21 protein-coding genes are annotated in these 22,937 nt (G+C 68.1%); 8 read left to right on the forward strand and 13 right to left on the reverse strand.

Annotated elements, in window-relative coordinates; genetic code table 11:
- Nucleotides 1-17: 17 nt before the first annotated feature.
- From BM417_RS32295 to BM417_RS32310, 4 genes are all read right to left on the reverse strand, one after another.
- Nucleotides 18-6,716 (reverse strand): LamG domain-containing protein, encoded by a 6,699-nt coding sequence (locus BM417_RS32295; RefSeq protein WP_093602389.1) that lies wholly within the window; start codon nt 6,714-6,716, stop codon nt 18-20.
- A gap of 283 nt (nt 6,717-6,999) precedes the next feature.
- Complete coding sequence (locus tag BM417_RS32300; RefSeq protein ID WP_143138885.1) at nt 7,000-7,599, reverse strand: hypothetical protein; 600 nt, start codon at nt 7,597-7,599, stop codon at nt 7,000-7,002.
- 38 nt (nt 7,600-7,637) lie between these two features.
- Entirely contained in the window at nt 7,638-8,429 is a 792-nt protein-coding gene (locus BM417_RS32305; protein ID WP_093602393.1) for a hypothetical protein, read from the reverse strand.
- 120 nt (nt 8,430-8,549) lie between these two features.
- The gene (locus BM417_RS32310) at nt 8,550-9,746 is read right to left on the reverse strand and encodes an acyl-CoA dehydrogenase family protein (protein ID WP_093602395.1); all 1,197 of its coding nucleotides are present in this window, start codon (nt 9,744-9,746) and stop codon (nt 8,550-8,552) included.
- A 203-nt stretch (nt 9,747-9,949) separates the two neighbouring features.
- On the opposite strand from BM417_RS32310, the gene BM417_RS32315 reads away from it, so the two are divergent.
- Complete coding sequence (locus BM417_RS32315) at nt 9,950-10,330, forward strand: DUF4190 domain-containing protein (RefSeq protein WP_093602397.1); 381 nt, start codon at nt 9,950-9,952, stop codon at nt 10,328-10,330.
- Between the two features lie 2 nt (nt 10,331-10,332).
- Here the strand turns inward: BM417_RS32315 and BM417_RS48090 are convergent, their stop codons facing one another.
- Together BM417_RS48090 and BM417_RS32325 are read right to left on the reverse strand one after the other, a co-directional pair.
- On the reverse strand, nt 10,333-10,509 hold the full coding sequence (locus BM417_RS48090; protein ID WP_157513054.1) for a hypothetical protein: 177 nt from the start codon (nt 10,507-10,509) through the stop codon (nt 10,333-10,335).
- A 146-nt stretch (nt 10,510-10,655) separates the two neighbouring features.
- A complete protein-coding gene (locus tag BM417_RS32325) occupies nt 10,656-11,615 on the reverse strand; it encodes an HpcH/HpaI aldolase/citrate lyase family protein (RefSeq protein ID WP_093602401.1) in 960 nt (319 codons plus the stop codon).
- A gap of 179 nt (nt 11,616-11,794) precedes the next feature.
- Here BM417_RS32325 and BM417_RS32330 point away from each other — a divergent pair, with 179 nt between their 5' ends.
- Genes BM417_RS32330 through BM417_RS32350 form a run of 5 tightly spaced genes read left to right on the forward strand, consistent with a single transcriptional unit; the run spans nt 11,795 to nt 15,159 of the window.
- Entirely contained in the window at nt 11,795-12,133 is a 339-nt protein-coding gene (locus BM417_RS32330) for a hypothetical protein (RefSeq protein WP_245822297.1), read from the forward strand.
- A complete protein-coding gene (locus BM417_RS32335; protein WP_093602403.1) occupies nt 12,130-12,960 on the forward strand; it encodes an aminoglycoside phosphotransferase family protein in 831 nt (276 codons plus the stop codon). Before BM417_RS32330 ends, BM417_RS32335 begins: the two co-directional genes overlap by 4 nt.
- A 15-nt stretch (nt 12,961-12,975) precedes the next feature.
- Complete coding sequence (locus BM417_RS32340; protein ID WP_093602405.1) at nt 12,976-14,229, forward strand: magnesium transporter MgtE N-terminal domain-containing protein; 1,254 nt, start codon at nt 12,976-12,978, stop codon at nt 14,227-14,229.
- Nucleotides 14,222-14,707, forward strand: a complete 486-nt coding sequence (locus BM417_RS32345) for a DUF1003 domain-containing protein (RefSeq protein ID WP_093602407.1) — start codon at nt 14,222-14,224, stop codon at nt 14,705-14,707. Before BM417_RS32340 ends, BM417_RS32345 begins: the two co-directional genes overlap by 8 nt.
- Complete coding sequence (locus BM417_RS32350) at nt 14,704-15,159, forward strand: hypothetical protein (RefSeq protein ID WP_093602409.1); 456 nt, start codon at nt 14,704-14,706, stop codon at nt 15,157-15,159. Before BM417_RS32345 ends, BM417_RS32350 begins: the two co-directional genes overlap by 4 nt.
- Here BM417_RS32350 and BM417_RS32355 read toward each other — a convergent pair.
- Nucleotides 15,149-15,547, reverse strand: coding sequence for an NUDIX hydrolase (locus BM417_RS32355; RefSeq protein ID WP_093602411.1), 399 nt, complete (start codon nt 15,545-15,547; stop codon nt 15,149-15,151). The two genes, BM417_RS32350 and BM417_RS32355, sit on opposite strands and share 11 nt — an antisense overlap.
- Complete coding sequence (locus tag BM417_RS32360) at nt 15,544-16,011, reverse strand: MarR family winged helix-turn-helix transcriptional regulator (protein WP_035913526.1); 468 nt, start codon at nt 16,009-16,011, stop codon at nt 15,544-15,546. The genes BM417_RS32355 and BM417_RS32360 overlap by 4 nt, the downstream gene beginning before the upstream one ends.
- A gap of 102 nt (nt 16,012-16,113) precedes the next feature.
- Here BM417_RS32360 and BM417_RS32365 point away from each other — a divergent pair, with 102 nt between their 5' ends.
- Nucleotides 16,114-17,259, forward strand: coding sequence for an Mrp/NBP35 family ATP-binding protein (locus BM417_RS32365; protein WP_177320712.1), 1,146 nt, complete (start codon nt 16,114-16,116; stop codon nt 17,257-17,259).
- A gap of 81 nt (nt 17,260-17,340) precedes the next feature.
- Here BM417_RS32365 and tatB read toward each other — a convergent pair whose 3' ends face one another.
- From tatB to sigE, 4 genes are all read right to left on the reverse strand, one after another.
- Complete coding sequence (tatB, locus tag BM417_RS32370; RefSeq protein ID WP_093602415.1) at nt 17,341-17,715, reverse strand: Sec-independent protein translocase protein TatB; 375 nt, start codon at nt 17,713-17,715, stop codon at nt 17,341-17,343.
- A gap of 17 nt (nt 17,716-17,732) precedes the next feature.
- Nucleotides 17,733-19,253 (reverse strand): S1C family serine protease, encoded by a 1,521-nt coding sequence (locus BM417_RS32375; protein WP_093602417.1) that lies wholly within the window; start codon nt 19,251-19,253, stop codon nt 17,733-17,735.
- Between the two features lie 65 nt (nt 19,254-19,318).
- Nucleotides 19,319-19,783 carry a zf-HC2 domain-containing protein gene (locus BM417_RS32380; protein ID WP_322789004.1) on the reverse strand — a complete coding sequence of 155 codons (465 nt, stop codon included), beginning with the start codon at nt 19,781-19,783 and terminating at the stop codon, nt 19,319-19,321.
- A gap of 62 nt (nt 19,784-19,845) precedes the next feature.
- On the reverse strand, nt 19,846-20,427 hold the full coding sequence (sigE, locus tag BM417_RS32385; RefSeq protein ID WP_169746025.1) for an RNA polymerase sigma factor SigE: 582 nt from the start codon (nt 20,425-20,427) through the stop codon (nt 19,846-19,848).
- 219 nt (nt 20,428-20,646) lie between these two features.
- On the opposite strand from sigE, the gene BM417_RS32390 reads away from it, so the two are divergent.
- A complete protein-coding gene (locus tag BM417_RS32390) occupies nt 20,647-21,279 on the forward strand; it encodes an O-methyltransferase (protein ID WP_093602421.1) in 633 nt (210 codons plus the stop codon).
- A 381-nt stretch (nt 21,280-21,660) separates the two neighbouring features.
- On the opposite strand, the gene glgC is transcribed toward BM417_RS32390, so the two are convergent.
- Entirely contained in the window at nt 21,661-22,875 is a 1,215-nt protein-coding gene (gene glgC, locus BM417_RS32395) for a glucose-1-phosphate adenylyltransferase (RefSeq protein ID WP_093602423.1), read from the reverse strand.
- Nucleotides 22,876-22,937: the final 62 nt, after the last annotated feature.

A 22,937-nucleotide genomic window follows, 5' to 3' on the forward strand; every position in this document is an offset into this window, starting at 1 on the left:
GTGCTTCTCCCCCAGGGTCAGAAAGTCGGAGCGACGGTCGGTGCGGACACGAGGACATAGCCCAGGCGTTGCTGGAGCTCGTGGGTGCCGCAGCCCGTCACCGAGTCGAAGCGGTTGAGGTTGGGGACGCCCGTCTGCTTGCAGCGGTCCAAAGGCTTGGACGGCAGGCCATCCGGCGGTGAGCTGTAGACGCGGCCGCCACCGGAGATCCGGGTCTTGCCATCGCAGTTCGCGTCGAGTGACGTGTACACGTCCGAGCCGTCCTGGCAGATGTTCAGCGAGGCCGTCTGGCCCGGGATGTCGATCAGCAGCACCGTGCCGAGCGGTCCTTCGCGGTAGTAACCCGGCGAGGTGTTGTGCGGCGAGCTCCAGTGGTCGGTCGGCCACTGGCCGTTGAAGTGGCGGCTCAGGATCGTGTATGCGCGGACCCAGCCGAGCTGCTTCTGGAAGATCGACCCCTCGCAGTTCTCCGCGGTCGAGTCGAACCTCTGGACGCCGGTGAAGCACCGGTAGAGACCGATCGTCGGGATGTTGGTCGGCTTGACCGAGTAGACGGCCCCGATCTCGCTCAGCAGCGTCGCTCCCTCGCAGTCCGCCTGGATCGCGGTGAAGTGGTCCTCTCCCTGCTTGCAGGAGTAGAGACGGACGGTGTTCGGGTCCGTCGGTGCCACCGTCATGCCGCGCGGCGTTTCGAAGCGGTAGCCGGGCAGCGCGGGCACGTCCGTGGGACCGGTGTAGTGCTCGCCCTTCTCGTTGACGAAACGACCCAGTTGGCCCGCCGCCGGCAGTGGCCGCGAGGCGTTGGCGAGGATCCGCGCCTCAGTGGCGACGCCCTGCTGCACGCGGACCTCGTCGATCAGGCCGGCGAAGCGGTCGGCGTCGGCGCCCTGTGCCTTGGCACGGCCGAGCGCGAACCTCCCCTCGGCGTTCCACATCTGGAACTTCTCGGTGCCGGCGAGTTTCCCGTCGACGTACAGCCGCAGCTGTCCCGCCGCGTGGTCGTAGACACCGGCCAGGTGCGTCCACCGGCCCGGAACGGCCTGCTCGGCCGAGAGCGCCTTCATCATCGGCGCCGCGTCGGAGTCCTGCACGTGCGAGCCGAACGACCACCTCTTCGACTCCGCTCGGTACTGCAGGGCGTAACCGCTCACGCGGTTGCCGTCCTGACTGAACACCGTGTAGGTCCGCTTGTCGTCGTCGAGGCGGGCCCAGGCCTGCACGGAGAAGCTGTCACGGGTGTTGGCACCGAGCGCCGTCGCCGGGGCCGAGGCCGTCCCGTCGAACTTGAGCGCCGAACCGAAAACGCCTGGCACGTAGGACGTCCCGCTCGACGGCGTCAGGTTGTTCGCCCGCCACGAGCTGTCGTTCGCGTTGCCGCCGTTGAAGTCGTACAACCCGAACTCGGACGGCGAGTGGTCACCGTAGACCTTGCCGACCTCACCGGAGGTGAGCGCGCGGCTGTAGGCACGGACGTCCTCGACGCCCCGGTACCACCAGCTGCCCTTCACGCCGTCCCACTTGCTGCGGCCGATCGTGAACGGACCGGTGGCGTTCCACCCGACCACGCCGACCTGCACGGCCGACAGCACACCGTTGACGTAAAGCCGGAGCTGCTTCGACGAAGCGTTGTCCGGCGAACCCTCGTGCGGCGGAGCCTCGTAGACCACCGTGAGGTGGGTCCAGCGGGTGAGCTGCGCCGGCTCGGACGAGACGAGCACGGTCGCCGAGCCGCCGTTCACGTCCTGGTTCGGCGCGACGACCGCCCACCTGCCGGAATCACCGTTGTAGGACAGGGCGAACGCGCTGTCGTGCGTGCCGTCCTGCGCCACGATCGACTTGTTTCCGGTGATGCCGTTCTCCGCGTACGCCCAAGCCGACACGCTGTAGCTGCGCGAGGTGTCGATGATCGGACCGGCGGTCTCACCCGCCTGGCTCGTCCCGTTCAGCCACACGCCGCCGTTCGCCGGACCGGAGATCCAGCCGCTGCCAGGGCTGAGGGTGACGGTGTTGCCGCGGCCACTGCTGTCGGCGCCGGTGAGACCGGTGGCCTCGCGGAACTTCCAGTGACCGGCGTCCGCGACCGGCAGCGTGGCGACCGGCTGGTCCTGCGACGGGTAGGACCCGTAGAGGCCGAACACACCCTCGTTGTCCAGGGCACCGGTGTAGAAGCGGACGTCGTCGATCGAGCCGAGCCACCGCTCGGCCGGTGCGCTGCGCAGCTTGGCGCGGCCGATCTGCAGACCACCGTTCGCCTGCCACGTGGAGTTGACCACACCTTCGCCGACCCGGTTGCCTTCGACGTAGAGCAGCACCTGCTTCGCCGCGCGGTCGTACACGCCGACGAGGTGCACCCAGCCGCTGAAGTCATCGATCTCCGCCGACACGGCGGCCACGGTGACCCTGGTGGCGTCGGTGTCGTCCTCGGTCATCTCGAACACCCAGTTGCCCAGGTGGTCGCGGTCCTTGAGGAAGCCGAGCCGGAACTTGCTGTTGTGCTCGCCGTCCTGACTCACCGCGACCCGCTTGCAGGTCGCGGTGCAGGCGTCTTCGGGGAGCTTGACCCACGCCGACACCGTGAAGTTCTGGTCGGTGCGGACGACGGCTCCGGTCGAGACCTCCGCGTTGGTGCCGTTGAACGACGCCGCGTTGCCGAGACGGCCAGGCGCGTAGGTGGCGTTGGTCAGCGTGCCCGCCTTGCCACCAACGGAATCGGCGGCGTTCGTGCCGACCCCCTCGTCGAACTGCCACTTGTGCACGAGGCTGAGGTCACGGCCCGCCTTGTCGCGGATCTCGTCCGCGAACAGCACGCGGTTGTGGACCTCGACGTCGTCGATCGCACCGGGGAAGTAGTTCGCCTGCGCGCTGTTCCACAGGCCGCGACCGATCCGGAACTGGCCCGTCGCGTGGTTCCACGCGTTGGGGTGCGCGGCGGTCGCTGCCTCAACACCGTTGATGTACAACGTCATCACGTCGCGCGCGGCGTCGTAGGTGCCCACCAGATGGGTCCACGCGCCCAGTTGGGCCACCGCACCGATCGCCCGGTCGTGGCGCGCACCACCGCCTGCCTGGTCTGACTCGAACATCGCGAACGCCCAGTGGCCGTCCGGAGTCGCCTGAAGCTGGAACGCGCTCGTCGTGTTGCCGTCCTGCGACAGCACCGTCGGATACTGGCCGGCGACGACCTTGTCGAGCCGGGCCCAGGCGCTGACGGAGAAGTTGCGCGAGGTGTCGAGGACGTGCGAGGCGTAGAGCGACGCGCCGGGGACACCGGTCAGGCGAACGGCGAGGTCCTTCGGGTCGGAGTTCTCGCTCTGCCCGCCGACCCAGCTGACCGGGTCGCCGAGGGACGCGGTTCCGTTGTAGCCGGACGTGTCGACGCCGACGTCGTCCATTCGCCACTGGCGAAGGGGACCGGCGTCGAGCTCGACGATGTCGGCGATCTCGTCCGCCGCAAGGGTCCTGCTGTACACCCGGACGTCGTCGAGGTCGCCCTGCAGAGCGGCGCCCTGCTGGTCGTTGCCCATGACGAACGCACCGGCCGAGTCCCAGAACGGCTTGGTCGCGGCGGCGCTCACCGCCGGCTGCAGGCCGTTCACGTAGAGCGTCGCCTTCTTGGTGCCGGAGTCGAAGACCGCGGCCAGGTGCGTCGGCGTGTCCTTGACGGCGGTGCCGGGGGCGGTCTGTGCGAGCACGTTCCAGGCGGTGTTGCCGTTGCCCTCGGTCATGCCGAACTGCCAGCGGCCGTCCTTCTGCTGCAACACGAACCCGCTGGAGTCCGGGCCGTCCTGCGACAGCACCGTCATCGGGACGTTCGTGTCCGTGAGCGTGACGTGGGCCGAGACGCTGAAGCTCTTGTCCGTGCGCACGACCGGGCCCGTGGTGCGGACCTGGCCGGAGCCGTCGAAGCGCAACGCGTAGTCCTTCGGCAAAGACCGCTGCTCGAAGAACGAGACACCGCCCGACAGCGCCGCGGACTCGCCGTTGGTCGCGGAGTTGCGCGCGACTGTGGCGCGGTCCTCTTCGAAGCGCCAGTGGCCGGCCTGGACGTTGTCGCGACGGACCTCACCGCGCACCTCGATGTCGGTGAGCGCGCGGTCGTACGTGCGCACGTCGTCGATCGCGCCGAGCCAGTTGTTGCCGAAGGCGTTCGCCGCTTTGCCCTGGCCGATGCGCAGGTCGCCCGCCGCGTTCCACGGAGAGGTGGCGAGACCGGTGCCCTGCGGGACTCCGTTGACGTACAGCCGAACCTGCTTGGTCTCCGCGTCGAACGTACCGGTGAGGTGCGTCCACGCGCCGAGAGTGGGCTCCTCCAACGACTTCACGAACGCCCAGTTGGCCGGGTTCGCGGAGTCCTGCTGCGGCATGACGAAGACCCAGCGCCGAACGTCGGCCTGGTACTGGAGGCAGAAGCCGCACACCGAGTTGCCGTCCTGGCTCACCGCGCCGCGCCACCACTGGTCGAGACCGCCGTCGAGCCGCACCCACGCCGACACGCTGAAGCTCGAGTCGGTGCGCACCGAGTTCGGCGCCGTGGCGTGGCCGCCCATGCCGTCGAGCGTCAGAGCCGAACCCGAGGCTCCCGCGCTGTAGCTCGTGGTGCCGTGCGTGGTGCCGTGCCGGTCGCCGAGGTACGCGCTGTCGTTGACGTTGCCGTCCATTGTGTACTGGGCGATCGCGCCGCTGCCCGCGCGGACGTAGATGTGGTGGATCTGCTTCGGACCGGGGTTGCCCGCCTTGTCCCTGACGCGCACGAACAGGTCGCGCGGCCCGTCACCGGGCGGCGTCAGCGTGACGGTGGCCGTGCCGCCCAGCCGGTCCGCGTTCACGGACTCGGTCCACTGGCCGTCGTCCCAGGTGTACTCGAACCTGTCGACGTCGGCGTCCTTGGCGGTGAAGGTGAACTTGCCCGCCACGGTCGTGCCGCCGTGCCACCGGTTGTCCGCGGGGTAGGCGAGGCTCGTGACGTCCGGCATGTTCACCGGCGCCGTGCGGTCGACCCGGAACTGCTTCGGCCCGATCACGTAGCCGCCCTGCTTCGCGCCGTCGGACGCCGCCACGAACCACGTGACCAGGCGGTCGTCGTCGACCTTCGCGAGCGAGACGTCCTTCGCCGCCAGCGAACCCGAGCCGTGCGGACCGGACGACAACACGCGCTTGTTCTGCTTCGCCGGATCGCCGGGAACGACGTCGTCGTACACGTCCCAGACGCCGTTGACCTGGTCACCGTCCGGATCGGACAGTCGCGCGCGCAGCTGGATCGTCGAGTCGCCGACCCACGGCATGCCGTCGCAGTTGGCGCACGCCTGGAGGTTCAGGTCGGTCGACGGCTCGGTCGGCGTGTTCGGGGTGCCGTTGTAGTAGATGACCAGCTTCGTCTCGCCGGGGTTGAACTTCCGCCAGAAGTCCTGGTTGCCCTCGTCCGCGGCGCGGATCGAGAACGTCGAGTTGCCGCCCTTGTCGATCTGGTCCGGGAAGTTGCCGGCCGTGAAGGAGAGGTACTTGTGCCCGGAGCAGCCGTTGTACACGGCCGGGATCCCGATCTCGCTGATCGAGCCCCAGTCGGCCGGCTGGTTGTTCCAGTTCGTGCCGGAGCCGACGTCCCACTGGGACTGGTACAGGCGGTGGTTGTGCGTCACGTTGCACGTGGGTGAGTGCACGACCGCGACGTCGAGCCTCGCCGAGGAGATTTCCTTGCCCGAGAGGAAGCTGGTGTTGTACTGGAAGTACGTCCTGGTCTTCAGGTTCCACCCGTAGGCCTTGCCGGACCTGGCGGTGGGGTTGATCCCGATCCACCAGGCGTTCGGGTCCTCGGCCTGGGTGTTGAAGCCGTTCCAGTGCGTGCCTTCACGCATGTTGTGGGTGCCGTCGTCGTAGACCGTCGTCCAGCCGTCGTTCGTGCCGGTGTGCGGTCCGGGGTCGACGTACACCGGGTAGACCGTCGCGGGATCGGTGAGCATGCCCTGGTGTGGCACCAGGGTGAGGGAGTCGGCGGTGAGCTCCACACCGACGACCTGCTGGTCGGTGCGCGGCGCCTCCGGGTTCTCCTGCTTCTTCGAGTCCCACATCAGCGACGCAGGCACCTCGAACACCGTCGCGCCGGCCGCGTCGACCATGGTGAACGCGCCGTTCTCACCGGGCTTCAGCGTGAGCCCGTCGGTCTTGACGCCGAACCGGACGCGCGCGACCTCCTTCGCCGCCTCGCGGTTCTTCACGACGAGGAGCTGCTGGTAGCCGTCGTTTCGCGCGATCATCCGCAGGTCGACGCCGGGGAGGACCTCGGAATAGGTCGCGACCGGGCCGTCGAGCGCCGGCGCCGGCAGGTCTCCCTGCCAGGTCAGCTCGAACGACCTGCCGTCCTTGCTCAGCCGCACGAGCGGCTCGTTCGCACCGCCGTCGGAGAAGACGAGGCCGGTCCCGGTGGCCTTGGGCGCGACTCCGCCGCTTTCGGGAGCGAGGTCCGTGTTGATCGACGTCCACTTGCCGTCGGTCTGCACCCGCTGCGGTGTCGCCGAGAGAAGTGCCTTGAGCTGCCCGTCCGGCTGCGCGAACACTTCACGCGTCGAGGTGCGCAGGTTGAGCGCCTCGACCTCGGTGCCCTGCGCGCGAGCGGCCACGAGCGCACTGCCGGTGTCCGGCGCCTCGGTGACGGGAACGGCGACAGGTGGAGCCTTCGGCGCGCTGGCGGTGACGACGACAGCGGTGGCCGCGATCGTCACGGCGAGAAGTGCCCCGACCAGATTTCTGGGCGCGCGCAGGCATGACTGCGTCGCCGCCCCTCGGCGGTCGAACAAGTGGGTCCCCCGTGGTCACGCGCATGTCCCCCGACAACACGCGGACTAAACATCAACGGCCGAATACTCACAAATGGACAGTCCGATACCTATAGTCCGATTGGGTGATGACCGTCACGTGTGAGCAAACTGTGAGTTCGGACATTTCGGATACCGGCTGGTCATTTGACACCAGAAGGAACAGGCCGATTCGAACAGGCGTTCGACTCTAGTTCGCGAACACCAGCTCGAACCGGTGTGCGAACGCGCGGTACGACCTCGCGTAGACGTCCCTGCTGTCCGCGACCCGTTCCCGTTCCTTCTTCAGCACCTCACCCGCGGCGGCGGCGTTCCCGTTGAGCACGTGGATGATCGCCAGCTTCCGCGCCCGTTCGAAGTCGAGCAACGTCTCCGGCTTCGCGACGAGCGCGCGCGCCAGCGCGTCCCACTTGGCGTGCTTGTCGATGTAGGGCTTGCCGTGCTTCAGAAACGCGCTCACCAAAGAGGAAGCGGTCGCCGTGTGGTCGCCGCCGGGCTCGAAGGTCCAGCGCCACACGGGTTTCTCGCCCATCAGCGAACCGATAGGCGCGGAAACGAAAGGCGTGGCCGGGATTCCGACGCCGAGTGCGCGGCACACCTCGTCGTAGCGGCGGAAGCAGACGCCGACCAGCGGGGTGACCTCCAGCGAACCCGCCAGGCCGAAGCCGAGCCAGCCGGCGACGCCGTCACCGCGTTCCTGGAGCCAGACGTGGCCGCGGCGGACGAAGCCCGTGGAGCGCAGGGCGGTGTCCACGGCCATGAGCACGTCGGTTTTCGGTGAAGGCCTCACGGAGGACAGGGTCCCAAACGACGGCGCATCCCGCCGGGTCAGTGCAGGACCGGGGTGAGGAACTCGGTCAGCTTGCGCAGGACGTCCGGTGGCACCTCGTCGAGGTGTTCCGTCAGCCGCAGAAGGATGCGACCGCCGCCCAAGTGCTCGACGGAGGCGACCGGCGCCGTGGCACAGACTTCTTGCACACCACCCAAAGCGGCGACTTGACGTGGCCCCAGCAACGTCGCCCAGTGCGGACCGCGGGACAACTCCGCTGCCATGAAAAGGGATTCGTCCAGGCCCACTCCGGCGGCCACCTCGTGCGCGGTGCGCACGCCGACGCGGTCCAGCGTGATCCAGCCGCCGCAGGCCTGCACGAGCGAGGCGCCCGTGCGGAACACCGACAGCCATTCCTGTTGCACTACATGGGAGATCCAGCCGCCGAACAACGAGCGCGCGGCCGTGACCGTGATCTGGTGCGGGAACGCGGGGTCGTCCTTCAGCAGGATCTCCGCGCACCAGCCGTCGTCGACCAGGGGCAGGCCCTGGGAGTCGAGCTGGACGAGTTGCACGCGCAGGAACGAAGGCAGGTCGTCGAGGGCGGCCGACCACGACGGAAGAGTGAAGTCACCCGAAGAGAGCAGCAGGCGGGCATATCCCGGCGGCCCCCAGGGCGTTGTGTCGGAGGGGCGGTAGTCACGGGCCACCGACACGAGCTCCTCGACCGAGGCCGGGCAGAGGGGCGCGAGCAGGCCGGTGAAGAGGTCGCCGAACCACTTGGCCAGCGCGGGACGGTCGACGCCGGAGAACGTGTCCAGCTCCAGACGGACCACGTGTGGCGGCGACACAGGTCTCGGGAGTGTCAGATCTGTGCTCAAAGTGAGCGAACCTTATGGCCCGCAGGCGAAAACCGTTAGGGGCCAGTCCCGTGAAAGATTGGCCCCTAACGGAGGAATCAGCAGGTTCGTCTACCCGCGTGACTGGTAGTCGCGGAGCAGGCCGCGCGAGATGATCGTCTTCTGGATCTCGGACGTGCCCTCGCCGATCAGCAGGAACGGGGCCTCGCGCATCAGGCGCTCGATCTCGTACTCCTTGGAGTAGCCGTAGCCGCCGTGGATGCGGAACGACTCCTGTGTGACCTCGGCGCAGTACTCGGAGGCGATGAGCTTCGCCATGCCGGCCTCGACGTCGTTGCGCTGGCCCGAGTCCTTCAGGCGGGCGGCGTTGACCATCATCAGGTGCGCGGCCTCGACCTTGGTCGCCATCTCGGCGAGCTTGAAGGCGATGGCCTGGTGCTCGACGATGGCCTTGCCGAACGTCCGGCGCTGCTGCGAGTACTCGATCGCGAGCTCGAAGGCGCGGATCGAGATGCCGCACGCGCGGGCGGCCACGTTCACGCGACCCACCTCGACGCCGTCCATCATGTGCCGGAAGCCCTGGCCCGTGACGCCGCCGAGCACCTGGTCCGCGGCGATCTCGAAGCCGTCGAACACCATCTCGGTGGTGTCGACGCCCTTGTAGCCCATCTTGTCGATCTTGCCGGGGATCGTGAGGCCCGGCAGGACCTCGCCGTAGCCCTCGGGCTTCTCGACCAGGAACGTCGTGAGGTTCTGGTGCGGCTTCTCAGCGCCCTCGTCGGTCTTCACCAGCACGGCGGTGAGGTTGGACGTGCCACCGTTCGTCAGCCACATCTTCTGGCCGTTGATCGTGTAGCCGGAATCGCCGCGAACGGCACGGGTGCGAATCGCCGCGACGTCGGAGCCGAGTTCGGGCTCGGACATGGAGAACGAGCCGCGCACCTCGCCCGTGGCCATGCGCGGCAGGTACTTCTGCTTCTGCTCGGGCGTCCCGTGCTGCTTGAGCATGTGCGCCACGATGAAGTGGGTGTTGATGACGCCGGAGACGCTCATCCAGCCGCGCGCGATCTGCTCGACCACCAGCGCGTACGTCAGCAGGGACTCGCCCAGGCCGCCGTACTCCTCGGGGATCGTCAGGCCGAAGAGACCCATCTCCTTCATGCCCTCGACGATGTCGGCGGGGTACGTGTCGCCGTGCTCCAGCGTCTGGGCGTGCGGGATGATCTCCTTGTCCACGAACGTGCGAACGGTCGCGAGGATTTCTTCCTGGATGTCCGTGAGACCCGCGGTCTGGGCGAGGCGCGCCATCGCACTTCCCTTCCAAGGCTTTGGTTACCGGCGAGTATGGACCGGTTAACGCCCGTTTGCGACCGGGGTGTGCTCTCCGCAACAACGCGAGCGCCCGCTGTACCGAAACAGCATCCCCGACAGGTGTAATCGCGCACCCACACGCGACGAACTGAGAGGCAGGACCATAAGATCCCGCCTCAACACTTCTAGGGGGACCCTCGATGACCTACGACCCGTACAACCCGAAGCAGCCAGGGGATCCGTACGGCCAGCAGCAGCCGCCTTACGGCCAGCCCGGCCCGTACGGCCAGCAGCCGCCCTACGGCTACGGCTACCCGCCGCCCATGCCGAAGCCGCAGCAGAACGCGATCCTCGCACTGGTTCTGTCCTGCGTGGGGTTCGTGACGTGTGGCATCACGGCGATCGTCGGCGTGATCTTCGGCCACATCGCGATGGGGAAGATCAAGCGGGGCGAGGAGGAAGGGCACGGCATGGCCATGGCCGGCCTGATCGTCGGCTACTTCGTCATCGGTGGATGGCTGCTCTACTTCGCGTTCATCATCATCGCGATCATCGCGGCCGCGAACCAGGGCAGTTACTGAGCTCAGCCCGCGAGGGCGATCTCCAGGGCGCCACCGCAGTGGCGGCAGACGTCGGCGAACACGTGGACGTCGGCAGCGCATCCAGGGCAGCTGCGGAAGCTGCGCTCGAGCAGGTCGTCTTCGCGGCGTTTGAATAGCCGCAACCGTCTGCTCGCCTTGCCGTTACTCGAACGTGACATGCCCCAGAGCATGCCCCCATGCCGGGGGCGGACCGCAAACTTCGGTGACTGATTGTGCTCCACTTCACCCGCTTTGAACGCAACCTGTGACGGTCGAACACGTCCAGTGACAATCAGGGTGAAGTGGAGCACAATCCGTAACGAAATCAGTCCTCCGGCGGCGTCCACACGTTCGCGCGCGCCATGCCCGCGGCACGGCCCTTGCCGGAGATCACCAACGCCATCTTGCGCGACGCCTCGTCGATCATCTCGTCGCCGAGCATGACCGCGCCGCGCCTGCCGCCCGCCTCGGACGTGTAGAACTCGTATGCGTCGAGGATGTTCTCGGCGTGGTCGTAGTCGTCCTGCTTCGGGCTGAAGACCTCGTTGGCCGCGTCGATCTGGCCGGGGTGCAGCACCCACTTGCCGTCGAAGCCCAGCGCCGCGGACCGACCGGCGACGCGCTTGTAGCCCTCGACGTCGCGAATCTGCAGGTAGGGGCCGTCGATGGCCTGCTTGTCGTGGGCCCGCGCGGCCATCAGGATCCGCATCAGGATGTAGTGGTAGGCGTCACCGACGTCGTAGCCGGGCGGCTGCTCGCCGACGACCAGCGACTTCATGTTGATCGACGCCATGAAGTCCGCCGGCCCGAAGATGATCGTCTCGACGCGCGGGGACGCGGTGGCGATCGCGTTGACGTTGTTCAGGCCCAGGGCGTTCTCGATCTGCGCCTCGATGCCGATCTTGCCGACCTCGTAGCCCATCGTCTTCTCGATCTGGGTGATCAGGAAGTCGAGCGCCACGACCTGCTCGGGCGTCTGGACCTTCGGCAGCATGATGCAGTCGAGGTTCGCGCCGGCGCCCTCGACGACCTCGGTGACGTCGCGGTAGGTCCACTCCGTCGTCCAGTCGTTGACGCGGACGACACGGGCCTTGTCACCCCAGCCGCCCTCGTTGAGCGACGCGACGATGGTCTTGCGGGCGTCGGGCTTGGCCAGCGGCGCGCAGGCGTCCTCCAGGTCCAGGAACACCTGGTCCGCCGGCAGCGTGCGCGCCTTGTCGATCATCTTCTGGCTCGAGCCGGGGACCGCCAGACACGAGCGACGGGGACGCTGCTGGTCGACCACTGGAGTACCTCCTTGTACCGGCCGGTAACTATGAGCGCCACAGTGGCACGCATCATCTCCGGGCGCATATTCCCTGAGTCCCGTTTCACAAACGCGAGTTCGCGTTGGTCGTCCGGTCAACCGGCGAACTCGCCGCCGTCTGCGGAGCAGCGGCCATCCAACACTGGCAGGCTGAACCGGTGGAGATCACTCGAGTACTGGACGCGGCGCTGCGCAAGGCGGCGGCCGTCTGGATCACTTCAACCGGCCACGAACCCCGTCTCGTGCACGCGCACTGGCGTGCCGACGCGCTGTGGGTCATCTCCGGCGGCACCGAACCGACGTTGCCGGGACTGGCCGACGGAGCGCAAATCACCGTCACCGTCCGCTCCCCCAGCACGCACTCGCACCTCATCGACGCCCAGGCCGTCGCGCACCTGACCGAGCCGGACGACGAGACGGCGCTCGCTCTGAAGACCGCCCGGCTCAACACCAAACCGGAGTGGGACGTGGTGTACCGCCTGGAGTTCAGCTCATGATCACCGTGCCGGAAGGTTTCGGCGAGGGCCTGGGCGACGGCGCCGAAGCATGGGTCGCGACGCTGCCGAAGCTCGCGACGAAGGCGTGTGCGCGCTGGCAACTGACTCCGGACGGCGCGCTGATGAACGGGTTCTGCGCGGTCGTGCTGCCGGTGCGCCAGGCCGACGGGCATCCCGCGGTGCTCAAGCTGAGCTGGGTCGACGAGGAGACCGAGCACGAACCGTTGGCTCTCAAGCTCTACGACGGCAACGGCTCCGTGCGGTTGCTGGACCACGACGCCGAACTGGGCGCGTTGCTGCTGGAACGCCTCGAGCAGCACTCGCTCGACGACGAACCGGTCGACCTGGCCGTCGGCGTGATCGGTGACCTGATGCGCCGCCATCGCGGACTCCGGGCGCCGAGCGAGATCCGGCGGTTCGAAAGCGAACTCGAAGATCACCCGGCGGTGCCGCGCAGGCTGCTCGACGCGGCCCGCGAGGCCGGCACCCGGCCGATGGGCACGACGCTCGTCAACGAGGACCTGCACTACGAGAACGTGCTGCGCGGCCACCGGGAACCGTGGCTGATGATCGACCCGAAACCGCTGTCCGGCGATCCCGAGTTCGGCGTGCTCCCGTTGCTGCGCAACAGGTTCGACGAGATGGACGGACGAAAGGGACTCGCCGACCGGTTCCACGCGGTGTGCGACGCGGGTGGGCTCGACGCCGAGAAGGCCAGGGACTGGACGCTGCATCGCGCGGTGACGAACTGGATCTGGTGCCTGGAAGAAGACGACGAGACGGCCGTGATCTGCGCCGAGATCGCCGGGTGGGCGGCCTCCACCTGATCTAGCCTGGGCGTTGTGGTGGCTGTGAACAGGATCTACATCGCCCAACTGGCCGGACTTCCCGTCTTCGGCCCCGACGGCGAACCCATCGGCAAGGCCCGTGACGTCGTGATCAGCCTCCGCATCGACCGGCTGCCCCCGCGCGTGCTCGGCATGGTCGTCGAGCTGGTGACGCGCCGGCGGATCTTCGTGCCGATGCTGCGGGTCACCTCGATCGAGCCGAACGCCGTCACGCTCGCGACCGGGTCGGTGAACCTGCGGCCGTTCCACCAGCGCGTCAACGAGGTGCTGGTGATCGGCGAGCTGCTCGACGCCAAGATCCAGGTCGGGGACGCCGGCACGGCGGTCGTCGTGGACGCCGCGATGGAGCTGACCCGCACCCGCGACTGGCGCATGGTCCGCGTCGCCGGGCGGGAGCGCACCGGCCGGTTCAGCCTCAAGGGCCCGGTGCAGGTGTGGCGCTGGGAGGACGTCACCGGCCTGAGCGTCAACGAGATCGCGGGCCAGCCGCAGAGCGCGCACCAGCTCGTCGCGGTCTTCGAGGGCATGCGCGCGGCCGATGTCGCGAACGCCCTGCACGAACTTCCGCCCAAGCGCCGCTACGAGGTGGCCGACGCGCTGGACGACGAACGACTCGCGGACGTCATCGAGGAACTGTCCGAAGAGGACCAGAAGGGTGTTCTGTCGCACCTGGACGAGGAACGCGCCGCGGACGTCCTGGAGGCGATGAACCCGGACGACGCGGCGGACCTCCTCAGCGAGCTGGCCGAGGGCATCAAGGACCGGCTGCTGGAGCTGATGGAACCCGAGGAGTCCGCACCGGTCCGCCGCCTGCTGGAGTACTCGTTCGACACCGCCGGTGGCCTGATGACACCGGAGCCGATCATCCTCACGCCGGACGCGACGATCGCGGAAGCGTTGGCACGAGTGCGAAATCCCGACCTCACGCCCGCGCTGGCGTCGATGGTCTTCGTCTGCCGCTCGCCCTCGGCGACGCCGACCGGCCGCTACCTCGGCTGCGTGCACATCCAACGGCTGCTGCGCGAACCGCCGTTCGACCTCGTCGCCGGAGTGCTCGACACGGACATGGCCCGGCTGTCGCCGAACGCCTCGCTGAGCGACGTGACGCGCTACTTCGCGACCTACAACCTGGTGTGCGCCCCGGTGCTCGACGAGGCCGAGCACCTGCTCGGCGCCGTCACCGTGGACGACGTGCTGGACCACCTGCTGCCGGCGAACTGGCGCGAGACGGGACTGAGCCATGCCTGAACTGCTGCCTCGGCGCAGACTCGACCTGCCGCGCGAACCGCGAGGGTTCCGCTTCTCGATCGACCCCGACACCTTCGGTCAGCTCTCCGAACGGCTCGCGCGTTTCCTCGGCACCGGCAAGTTCCTGTTCTGGCAGACGCTGATCGTGATCGCGTGGATCACCGTCAACCTCGTCGCGGTGTCACTGCGCTGGGACCCCTACCCGTTCATCCTGCTCAACCTGGCGTTCTCGACGCAGGCCGCCTACGCCGCGCCGTTGATCCTGCTCGCGCAGAACCGGCAGGACGACCGGGACCGGGTGTCGCTGGAGGAGGACCGGGCGCGGGCGGCGCAGACCAAGGCGGACACCGAGTACCTGGCACGTGAGCTGGCGGCGGTGCGGCTGGCGCTGGGCGAGGTGGCGACGCGTGACTTCATCCGCGGTGAGCTGGAGAAGCTGGTGAAGGAGCAGAACAACCTGAAGAAGGTCCGGCCTTGACCGTCGAGGAGTTCCGCGACGTCGTGGCGCTGTGGCACGTGGACGAGGCCAGGGACACCGACGTCGTGCTCGCGGCCTGTGAGCTGGTCGTCGCGGGTGTCGATGGTCCCGCGGTCAGCGCGCTGGCCGGTGCTTCGCTGAAGCACGCGTGGGAGGAGATGCCGCCGTTGCTCGGGGACGCGCTGCGCGAGCTGGGACTCGACCACCACGAACACCACACCGAGGGCGGACGGACCGAAGGTCTGCGACTGATGGCCCGGCGGACGCGCTCCGGGGCGATGTCCCCGCGAGAACTGGCCGCGTGGGTGCGTGACAGCTTCGGGTACGGACTGCCGGACGCGGAACCGCTGGCCTACCTCGACGGCACCTACAAGACGCTGGAGTACACGGACCTGTCGTCGGCCGATGTGGACCAGCTGGTGCTGGCGGAAGTGCGCCGGCTCACGTCCTGATCTGTCCACTCGCGACCAGGTCCGCCAGGACCTCGTGGATCGCGGGAGCGGTTTCGGCGTGCTCGCGGTACTCGTCGCGCGTCACGTACGTCAGTTCGGCGATCTCGCTCGTGGGCTGCGGCGTGCCCAGCAACGAAGCCGTGAAGCAGGTCATGTCGACCATCGCGCCTTCGCCCTCACCGTAGGCCGGGGCGACATACCGCTTGAGGACCTCGGGGCGTTCGAGCTCGATGCCGAGTTCTTCCCGGACCTCGCGACGCACGGCGTCGGCCGGGGTCTCACCGGGCTCGATCTTGCCGCCGGGAAGGTAGAAGGCCTTCTTGTTGCGTGAGCGAACAACGAGGAGGCGGCCAGCCTCGACGTGCACAAGTCCCACCACCGTGATCACGGAAAGACGTCGTCCGCGGCCAGTCGGTCGCACGTGCGGCCGAAGGCCTCGAGCTCACCGGGGCCGAAGCTCTCCCCGAAGTGCTCGGCGACGCCGGCGAGGTGGGTGGTGGAGGCACTGCGCAGACGTTCGGCACCCAGCGGTGTGAGCACGGCCACGATGCCGCGTCCATCACCGTCGGCGCGTTCCCGCCCGACAAGACCGGCACGTTCCAGACGGTCCACCAGGCGGGTCACGCCAGATCGGGACAGCAGGACGGCATCGGCCAGTTCGGTCATGCGCATGCGCATGGAAGGCGTCTCGGCCAGTTGAACCAGCACGTCGTACGCCGCGAGCGATAGGCGCTGCTCAGCAATCAGTTCGGCCTCGAGGACCCTCGTGATCCGTGCATGCGCGCGGAGGAACGATCGCCACACCCCTAGCTCGACACGGGTGGGCAACCGGGAACTACCCGATTCCGGCACGGGCGTCGATGTTACGGACAGCGTGCTCCCGGCTACGACCTGGGCCTGTCTGAAAGTGACCGGCCGGTAGGAGTGGCACGAACCGGACGTAGCATGGGCCAGGTGACCACCACACAGCCACTCCCCACCGTCGAGGACGTCCGCAAGGCGCTCTCCGGTGTGCAGGACCCCGAGATCCGCCGCCCGATCACCGAGATCGGCATGGTCAAGGACGTCGAGGTCGGCGCCGACGGCGTCGTGGTGGTCGGCATCTTCCTGACGGTCGCGGGCTGCCCGATGCGGGACAAGATCACCAAGGACGTCACCGCGGCTGTCACGGCTCTGGACGGCGTCTCGTCCGTGCGCGTCGACCTGGACGTGATGAGCGACGCCCAGCGCACCGAGCTCCGCAAGACGCTGCGCGGCGGCGCGGAAGAGCCGGTCATCCCGTTCGCCCAGCCGGGCTCGCTGACGCGCGTGTACTGCGTCGCGTCCGGCAAGGGCGGCGTGGGCAAGTCGTCGGTCACCGTGAACCTCGCCGTGTCGATGGCCGCCCGCGGACTGTCCGTCGGCATCGTCGACGCGGACATCTACGGCCACTCGATCCCTCGCATGCTCGGCGCCGACGGCCGTCCCACCCAGGTCGAGAAGATGATCATGCCGCCGCAGGCGCACGGCGTGAAGGTCATCTCGATCGGCATGTTCACGCCGGGCAACACGCCGGTCGTGTGGCGCGGGCCGATGCTGCACCGGGCCTTGCAGCAGTTCCTCGCGGACGTCTTCTGGGGCGACCTGGACGTGCTGCTGATCGACCTGCCGCCCGGCACCGGCGACATCGCGATCTCCGTCGCCCAGCTCGTGCCGAACGCCGAGATCCTGGTCGTCACCACGCCGCAGCAGGCCGCCGCCGAGGTGGCCGAGCGCGCCGGGTCGATCGCGTTGCAGACCCGTCAGCGGCTCGCGGGTGTCATCGAGAACATGTCGTGGCTGGAGATGCCCGACGGTTCGCGCATGGAGGTCTTCGGCACCGGTGGCGGCGCGGCCGTCGCGGAGTCGCTGACCAAGGCCATCGGCTCCGACGTGCCGCTGCTCGGCCAGGTGCCGCTCGACCCGCGCCTGCGGGAGAACGGTGACTCGGGCACGCCGATCGTGCAGGCGGTGCCGGACTCGGCCGCCGCTCAGGTGCTGACCGGGATCGCCACGAAGCTCTCGGTCCGTTCGCGCGGACTGGCGGGGCGCCTGCTGAACGTCTCCCCCGCCGGCCGCTGACCCCTTTCGCTCGAACGCACGCGGGGACCTTTCGTACTCCCGATGAGTACGAACGGTCCCCGCGTGCGTTTCAGAACGAGCTCAGGTCGCGTCCGGGTCGTACGGCGGACGCTCGCCCGGTGCGAGCGGCCGCTGTTCGGCCGCGGGCGGGGTCGACGGCGTCGGGTAGCCGTTGGACTTGGTGGGTTCGGAGTCGTCGAAGAGGTGCTTGGTCACCGCGCGCTTCGGGTCGAAGTTGCGCAGTTCCCGCAGGTCTTCGAGGGGCTTGCGGAGCGACTCGAACTCCGGCCCCATCTCCTGCTTCAACTGTTCTCGCGCGCCGGTCGCGTACTCGCGGACCTGCCTCACCGTCTTGCCCAGCCAGGCCGCGGCCGATGGCAGGCGTTCGGGCCCCAGGATGAAGAGACCCGCGACGACGATGATGAGGATCTCTACCCATCCGATGCTGTCGAACACAGGTCCCAGCCTACTTCTCAGTCGCTCTTCAATGTCACGTCTAGTTTGAGCTCACGGCCCTGGCGTGCCAGCACTACCTGCACGGTTTCGCCGATTTCGTGCTCCCTGACCGCGACGACCAGTTCGGCGGCGTTGCGGACCATGCGGTTGCCGACCTTGGTGATCACGTCGCCCTCCTGGATGCCCGCGGCCGCGGCCGCGCCACCGGCGGGGACGTTCTGCACCTGGGCGCCTTCGGAGGTCTCGGCGGACACGGACTTCACGTTGACGTTCATGTCCGCGTGCTTGACCTGGCCGTTGCGGATCAGCTCCTGGCTGATCTTGCGGGCCTGGTTGCCGGAGATCGCGAAGCCGAGGCCGACCGAACCGCCGGTCTCGGTGCGGATCGACGAGTTGATGCCGATCAGGGCGCCGCGCGAGTCGACCAGCGCGCCGCCCGAGTTGCCCGGGTTGATGGCGGCGTCGGTCTGGATCGCGTCGTAGGTGACCTGCGGGCCGCCGTTCTCACCCGCGGCGGTCACCGGGCGGTGCAACGCGGAGACGATGCCCTCGGTGACGGTGTTGGACAGCTGAAGCGGCGAACCGATGGCGATCACGCTGTCGCCGACCTCGAGTTCGTCGGAGTTGCCGAACTGCAGGACGGTGGGGTTGGTGACCTCGACCTTGATGACCGCGAGGTCGGTCTTCGGGTCGCGGCCGACCACGCGGGCCTGGGCGCGGGTGCCGTCGGTGAAGACGGCGCTGAGCTTGGCCGACGAGTCCTGGGCCGCCGGGGCGACGACGTGGTCGTTGGTCAGGATGTAGCCGCCGCCCTCGATGACGACGCCGGAACCGACGCCCGCGACGTTCGTGCCCTTGAACTCGATGGAGACGACGCTGGGTGTGACGCGCTTGGCGATGTCCGAGATCGAGCCGGCGGGACGTTCCTTGCCCTCGGCGATCTCGGCCAGCGTGACCGTCGAGTCGGTCAGGGGGTTTCCGGCCCGTCCGATCAGCCAGCCGACGAGACCACCGACGGCACCGAGCACGAGCGCGACCGTGAGCAGCAACGCCATCGCGGTCGGCTTCACGCGTCGGCCGAACAGCAGCTCGGGAACGCTCAGCTGCGGGCCGGGCTCGGGCTTGCGCTCAGGTTCGCCGGGGGGATCCTCGCCGACGGCGGGCGGGCCGATCACGGCACCGGAGGCCGGGTCGCGCCACGGGTCACCGGCGGGCTTGTCGCCCCAGAACACCGGATCGATGTCCGGATCCGGGTCGGACACGGGCTGCGGCGGCCGCTGCAACAGTTCCTGGGAACCCTGGCGGCCGAACGCCGTCACGAGGGACTCGGGAGGCGGCGGCGCGGACTGGAGCTGGGACACGGGCACGTCACGCGCCGCGAACGCGCCGGCGACACCGTCCGGGCGGCCGAAGGCGGTGGCGGACGCGGGGTCGACCGGCGGCTGCACCAGGGGCCGTGGCCGGAGCCGGCGATGGGCTCCGTCGTCCACTCCGGAAACGGGTGTGGACGTCTGGCCGTTGGGCGACTGCTGGCTCATCTCTCCCCGAGTTTTCCGCTAGGAGTGCTGAACTACAGCGTGCCTCACGAACAGTGAAATGACTGTCAGGGGGTGGTCGCGAAGATCGCGCCGGCGTTCTGCGGCACTGGCGTCGTGGCGGGCGCGTCGCTCTCCGGCGTGGTGAACGCGAGCGCGCTCAGCAGCATGCCGCTCACGACGACCCCGGCGCCCTGGCGGGCACGGCGGCCGTTGAACCAGCCGTTGCTGCCCAGAGGTCTGGACGAACCCAGCACCGGCCCTGAGCCGAACGCGGGCTTGTCCGTCCGTTGCACGGCGACGAACTGACCGTCCTCGGTGATCGCGAGCCCGTCCGGAGCGGACGGCAGTTCGACCTCTTGAGGGATCGCGCCGAGCCTGTCCAGCAGCGAGGCGGACGCCGTGGGCGCCGAAGCGGTGCGCACGGCGGAGCGCGCCTGCTGCTGCGTGTAGGTCTCGAATGCGCAGAAACCGCAGCGCTGGATGTGCGCCGAGGCTCGCTCGTGGGCGGTCGAGGACAGTTCTCCGTCCACGAACGCAACCACGGCATCCGGCAAGAGATGCTGCTCAGGCAGGCCCCAACCACGGAGGTCGGTCATGCAGAGTCCTCCAGCAACGATTCTTGACGACGGCGTTCGAGCGCGACCCGCAGAGCCTGGCGGCCCCGGTGGATCCTGCTCCTCACCGTACCCATCTTCACCCCGAGCGTGGCGCCGATCTCCTCGTAGGAGAGACCTTCCACGTCACAGAGCACGACCGCGGCACGGAACTCCGGCGGGAGCTCGTCCAGCGCGGCCTGCAGGTCGGGGTCCAGGTGGTTCTCGTCATAGATTTCCTCAGGGGACAGGTCGTCACCCTCGAGGCGGTCGTTGTCCTCGGGCAGCGCCTCCATGCGCACACGGCTACGCCGACGTGCCATGTCGAGGAAGAGGTTGGTGGTGATGCGGTGCAGCCACCCCTCGAAGGTGCCCGGCTTGTACGACGCCAGCGACCGGAAGACGCGGATGAACGTCTCCTGCGTCAGGTCCTCGGCGTCGTGCTGGTTGCCGGTCAAGCGGTACGCGAGCCGGTAGACCCTGTCCGCGTGCTCTCGGACGATTGCGTCCCACGAGGGCGGCGTCCAGTCGGCCGTCTCGATGGGCGCGACGGCCTCCGGCGAACTCGACTGCGTGCGCATCAGGTGTTTCGGCACCTCCATGTGGGCCGCCCGGCGACCCTTATGCGGCTCAACGGGCGACGGGTCCGGCTTGTTCCCGACTAGAGCCTGGCTTCTTGCCTCTGTACCTTCTCCTGCTCCCTTTAAACGATCGTGAGAGTGGGCTGAGAGCACCCTGAGAATCTCGGTTCGGGCCACGTTCACCCGTTTTGGGCACTCGAAGCACTAACCTGCTACCCCGTGACCCCGGAATCGGCCCTGCGGGAGTACGTCGAGCAGTACCTCCCCGAGGACGACGTGCACCTGGCAGCACGAGCACGCGGCCAAGAACTGGGCTGCGTGCCCATCGGCGCGGGCGGAGGCGCCGCCCTGCGGTTCCTCGCGACCGCACTCCAGGCCCGCGCGGTGGTCGAGATCGGCACCGGAGCGGGCACCAGCGGCCTCTACCTCCTGGCGGGCATGCCCCAGTCCGGCATCCTGACCTCGATAGACGTGGCCTCAGAACACCAACGAGCAGCCCGCGAGGCCTACGCGGCCGCCGGCATCTCCCCGTCGCGCACCCGCCTGATCATGGGCAAGGCCCTGGACGTCCTCCCACGCCTGACCGACGCGGCCTACGACCTGGTCTTCGTGGACGCCTTCAAGCCCGAGTACCCGCAGTACCTGCAACACGGCGTCCGCATGCTGCGCCCAGGCGGCGTGATCGCGTTCGACAACGTCCTGTGGCACGGCGCGGTAGTGGATCCCAGCAAGCGGGACGACTCAACCCAGGCGATGCGCGACATCGCCCGCCTGGTGAAGGAGGACGAGCGCCTGGTGCCAGTGATCCTCCCGCTGGGCGACGGCCTACTGGTAGCAGCCCGCAGGCCCTGACACTCATGGGCACGCAACTCGCCCGCGAAGCCGAAGGCGAGCCGTCCTTAGCGCGCGGTCAGGGCGGTGGGGTCCCGTCACGAGTCGCGCCATAGCTCTTGCTGCATGTGAAGAGGAGGGTCAAGTCGACACGCTTTTCGTCGACTTGACCCTCCTCTTCACATGCAGCCCGCTCTTGGCTCGGCTCGTGACGGGACCCCACCGCCAACGCAACCCTCAAAGCAACGCGCAGCCGCCCAAAGCAACAGGCGTGCCATCAACCCGCAGGCGGCGCCCTCCCCCGATCAGATTGCCGGGGGTCTGGGGGCAGCGCCCCCAGGGGGAAGCACGCAACCGCAACGTCGCCGCCCGCAAGGCGACCACCTACGCAAAAGTAGCGACTCAGTAAGCCCGAACACCCTTACCAAGCACCGTGACCCCAGAAGCCGAAACCGTGTACCGCTCCCGATCCATAGGAGCGTCAACCCCGATCAAAGCCCCATCAGGCACAACAACGTTCTTGTCCAAAATAGCCCGCCGAACCACAGCACCCTTGCCGATCCGAACCCCAGGCAACAGCACAGACCCCTGCACCACAGACCCAACCTCAACCGTCACATCGGAAGAGATCACCGACCCGTGGATCTTCCCGGAGATGATCGACCCAGGCCCCACCATCGAGTCCTCAGCGGACCCTCCAGCGATGAACTTGGCCGGAGGCAACGGAGGCGTGGCAGTCCGAATAGGCCACAACTGGTTGTACAGGTTGAAGATCGGATGGACCGAAACCAGATCCATGTGCGCGTCGTAGTAGGCGTCGATGGTCCCGACGTCCCGCCAGTACCCACGATCCCGGTCGGTAGCACCGGGCACATCGTTGTCCTGGAAGTCGTAGACGTGCGCCTTCCCGCGATCCACCAGCATGGGGATGATGTCCCCACCCATGTCGTGATCCGAGTCGGGGTTCAACGCGTCCCCACGCAACGCATCCAGCAGCGCCTCGGTGGTGAACACGTAGTTGCCCATTGAAGCGAAAGTTACTTCTGGATCATCCGGCACATGCGGCGGCTCGGACGGCTTCTCCAGGAACCGGGTGATCTTCCCGGACGCATCGCTGTCGATGCACCCGAACGCCTTGGCCTCGTTGCGCGGCACCCGAATACCGGCGACGGTCACAGCCGCCCCGGACTCGACGTGCTGCGAGATCATCTGGCCTGGGTCCATCCGGTACACGTGATCCGCGCCGAAGATGACCACGTGGTCCGGCTTCTCGTCGTGGACGAGGTTCAGCGACTGGAAGATCGCGTCCGCCGAGCCCGTGTACCAGCGCGGGCCCAGGCGTTGCTGTGCCGGGACCGGTGTCACGTACTGACCGAGCACATTGGACAGGCGCCACGTCGTCGAGATGTGGCGGTCCAGTGAGTGCGACTTGTACTGCGTCAGCACGCAGAGCTTCGCGAGCCCCGCGTTGACCAGGTTCGACAGCACGAAGTCGACCAGCCGGTAGTTGCCCCCGAAGGGCACAGCCGGTTTCGCGCGGTCGGCCGTCAGTGGCCACAGGCGCTTGCCCTCACCACCGGCAAGCACAATTCCGAGAACGTGCGGCTGCCCCTTCACGGTATGTGACCCTATCCGTGCGATCGTTCTCGAACCAGACGCAAACCGGTTTGTCCCAACAG

The organism is Lentzea waywayandensis (assembly GCF_900115955.1).
Taxonomy (GTDB): Bacteria; Actinomycetota; Actinomycetes; order Mycobacteriales; family Pseudonocardiaceae; genus Lentzea; species Lentzea waywayandensis.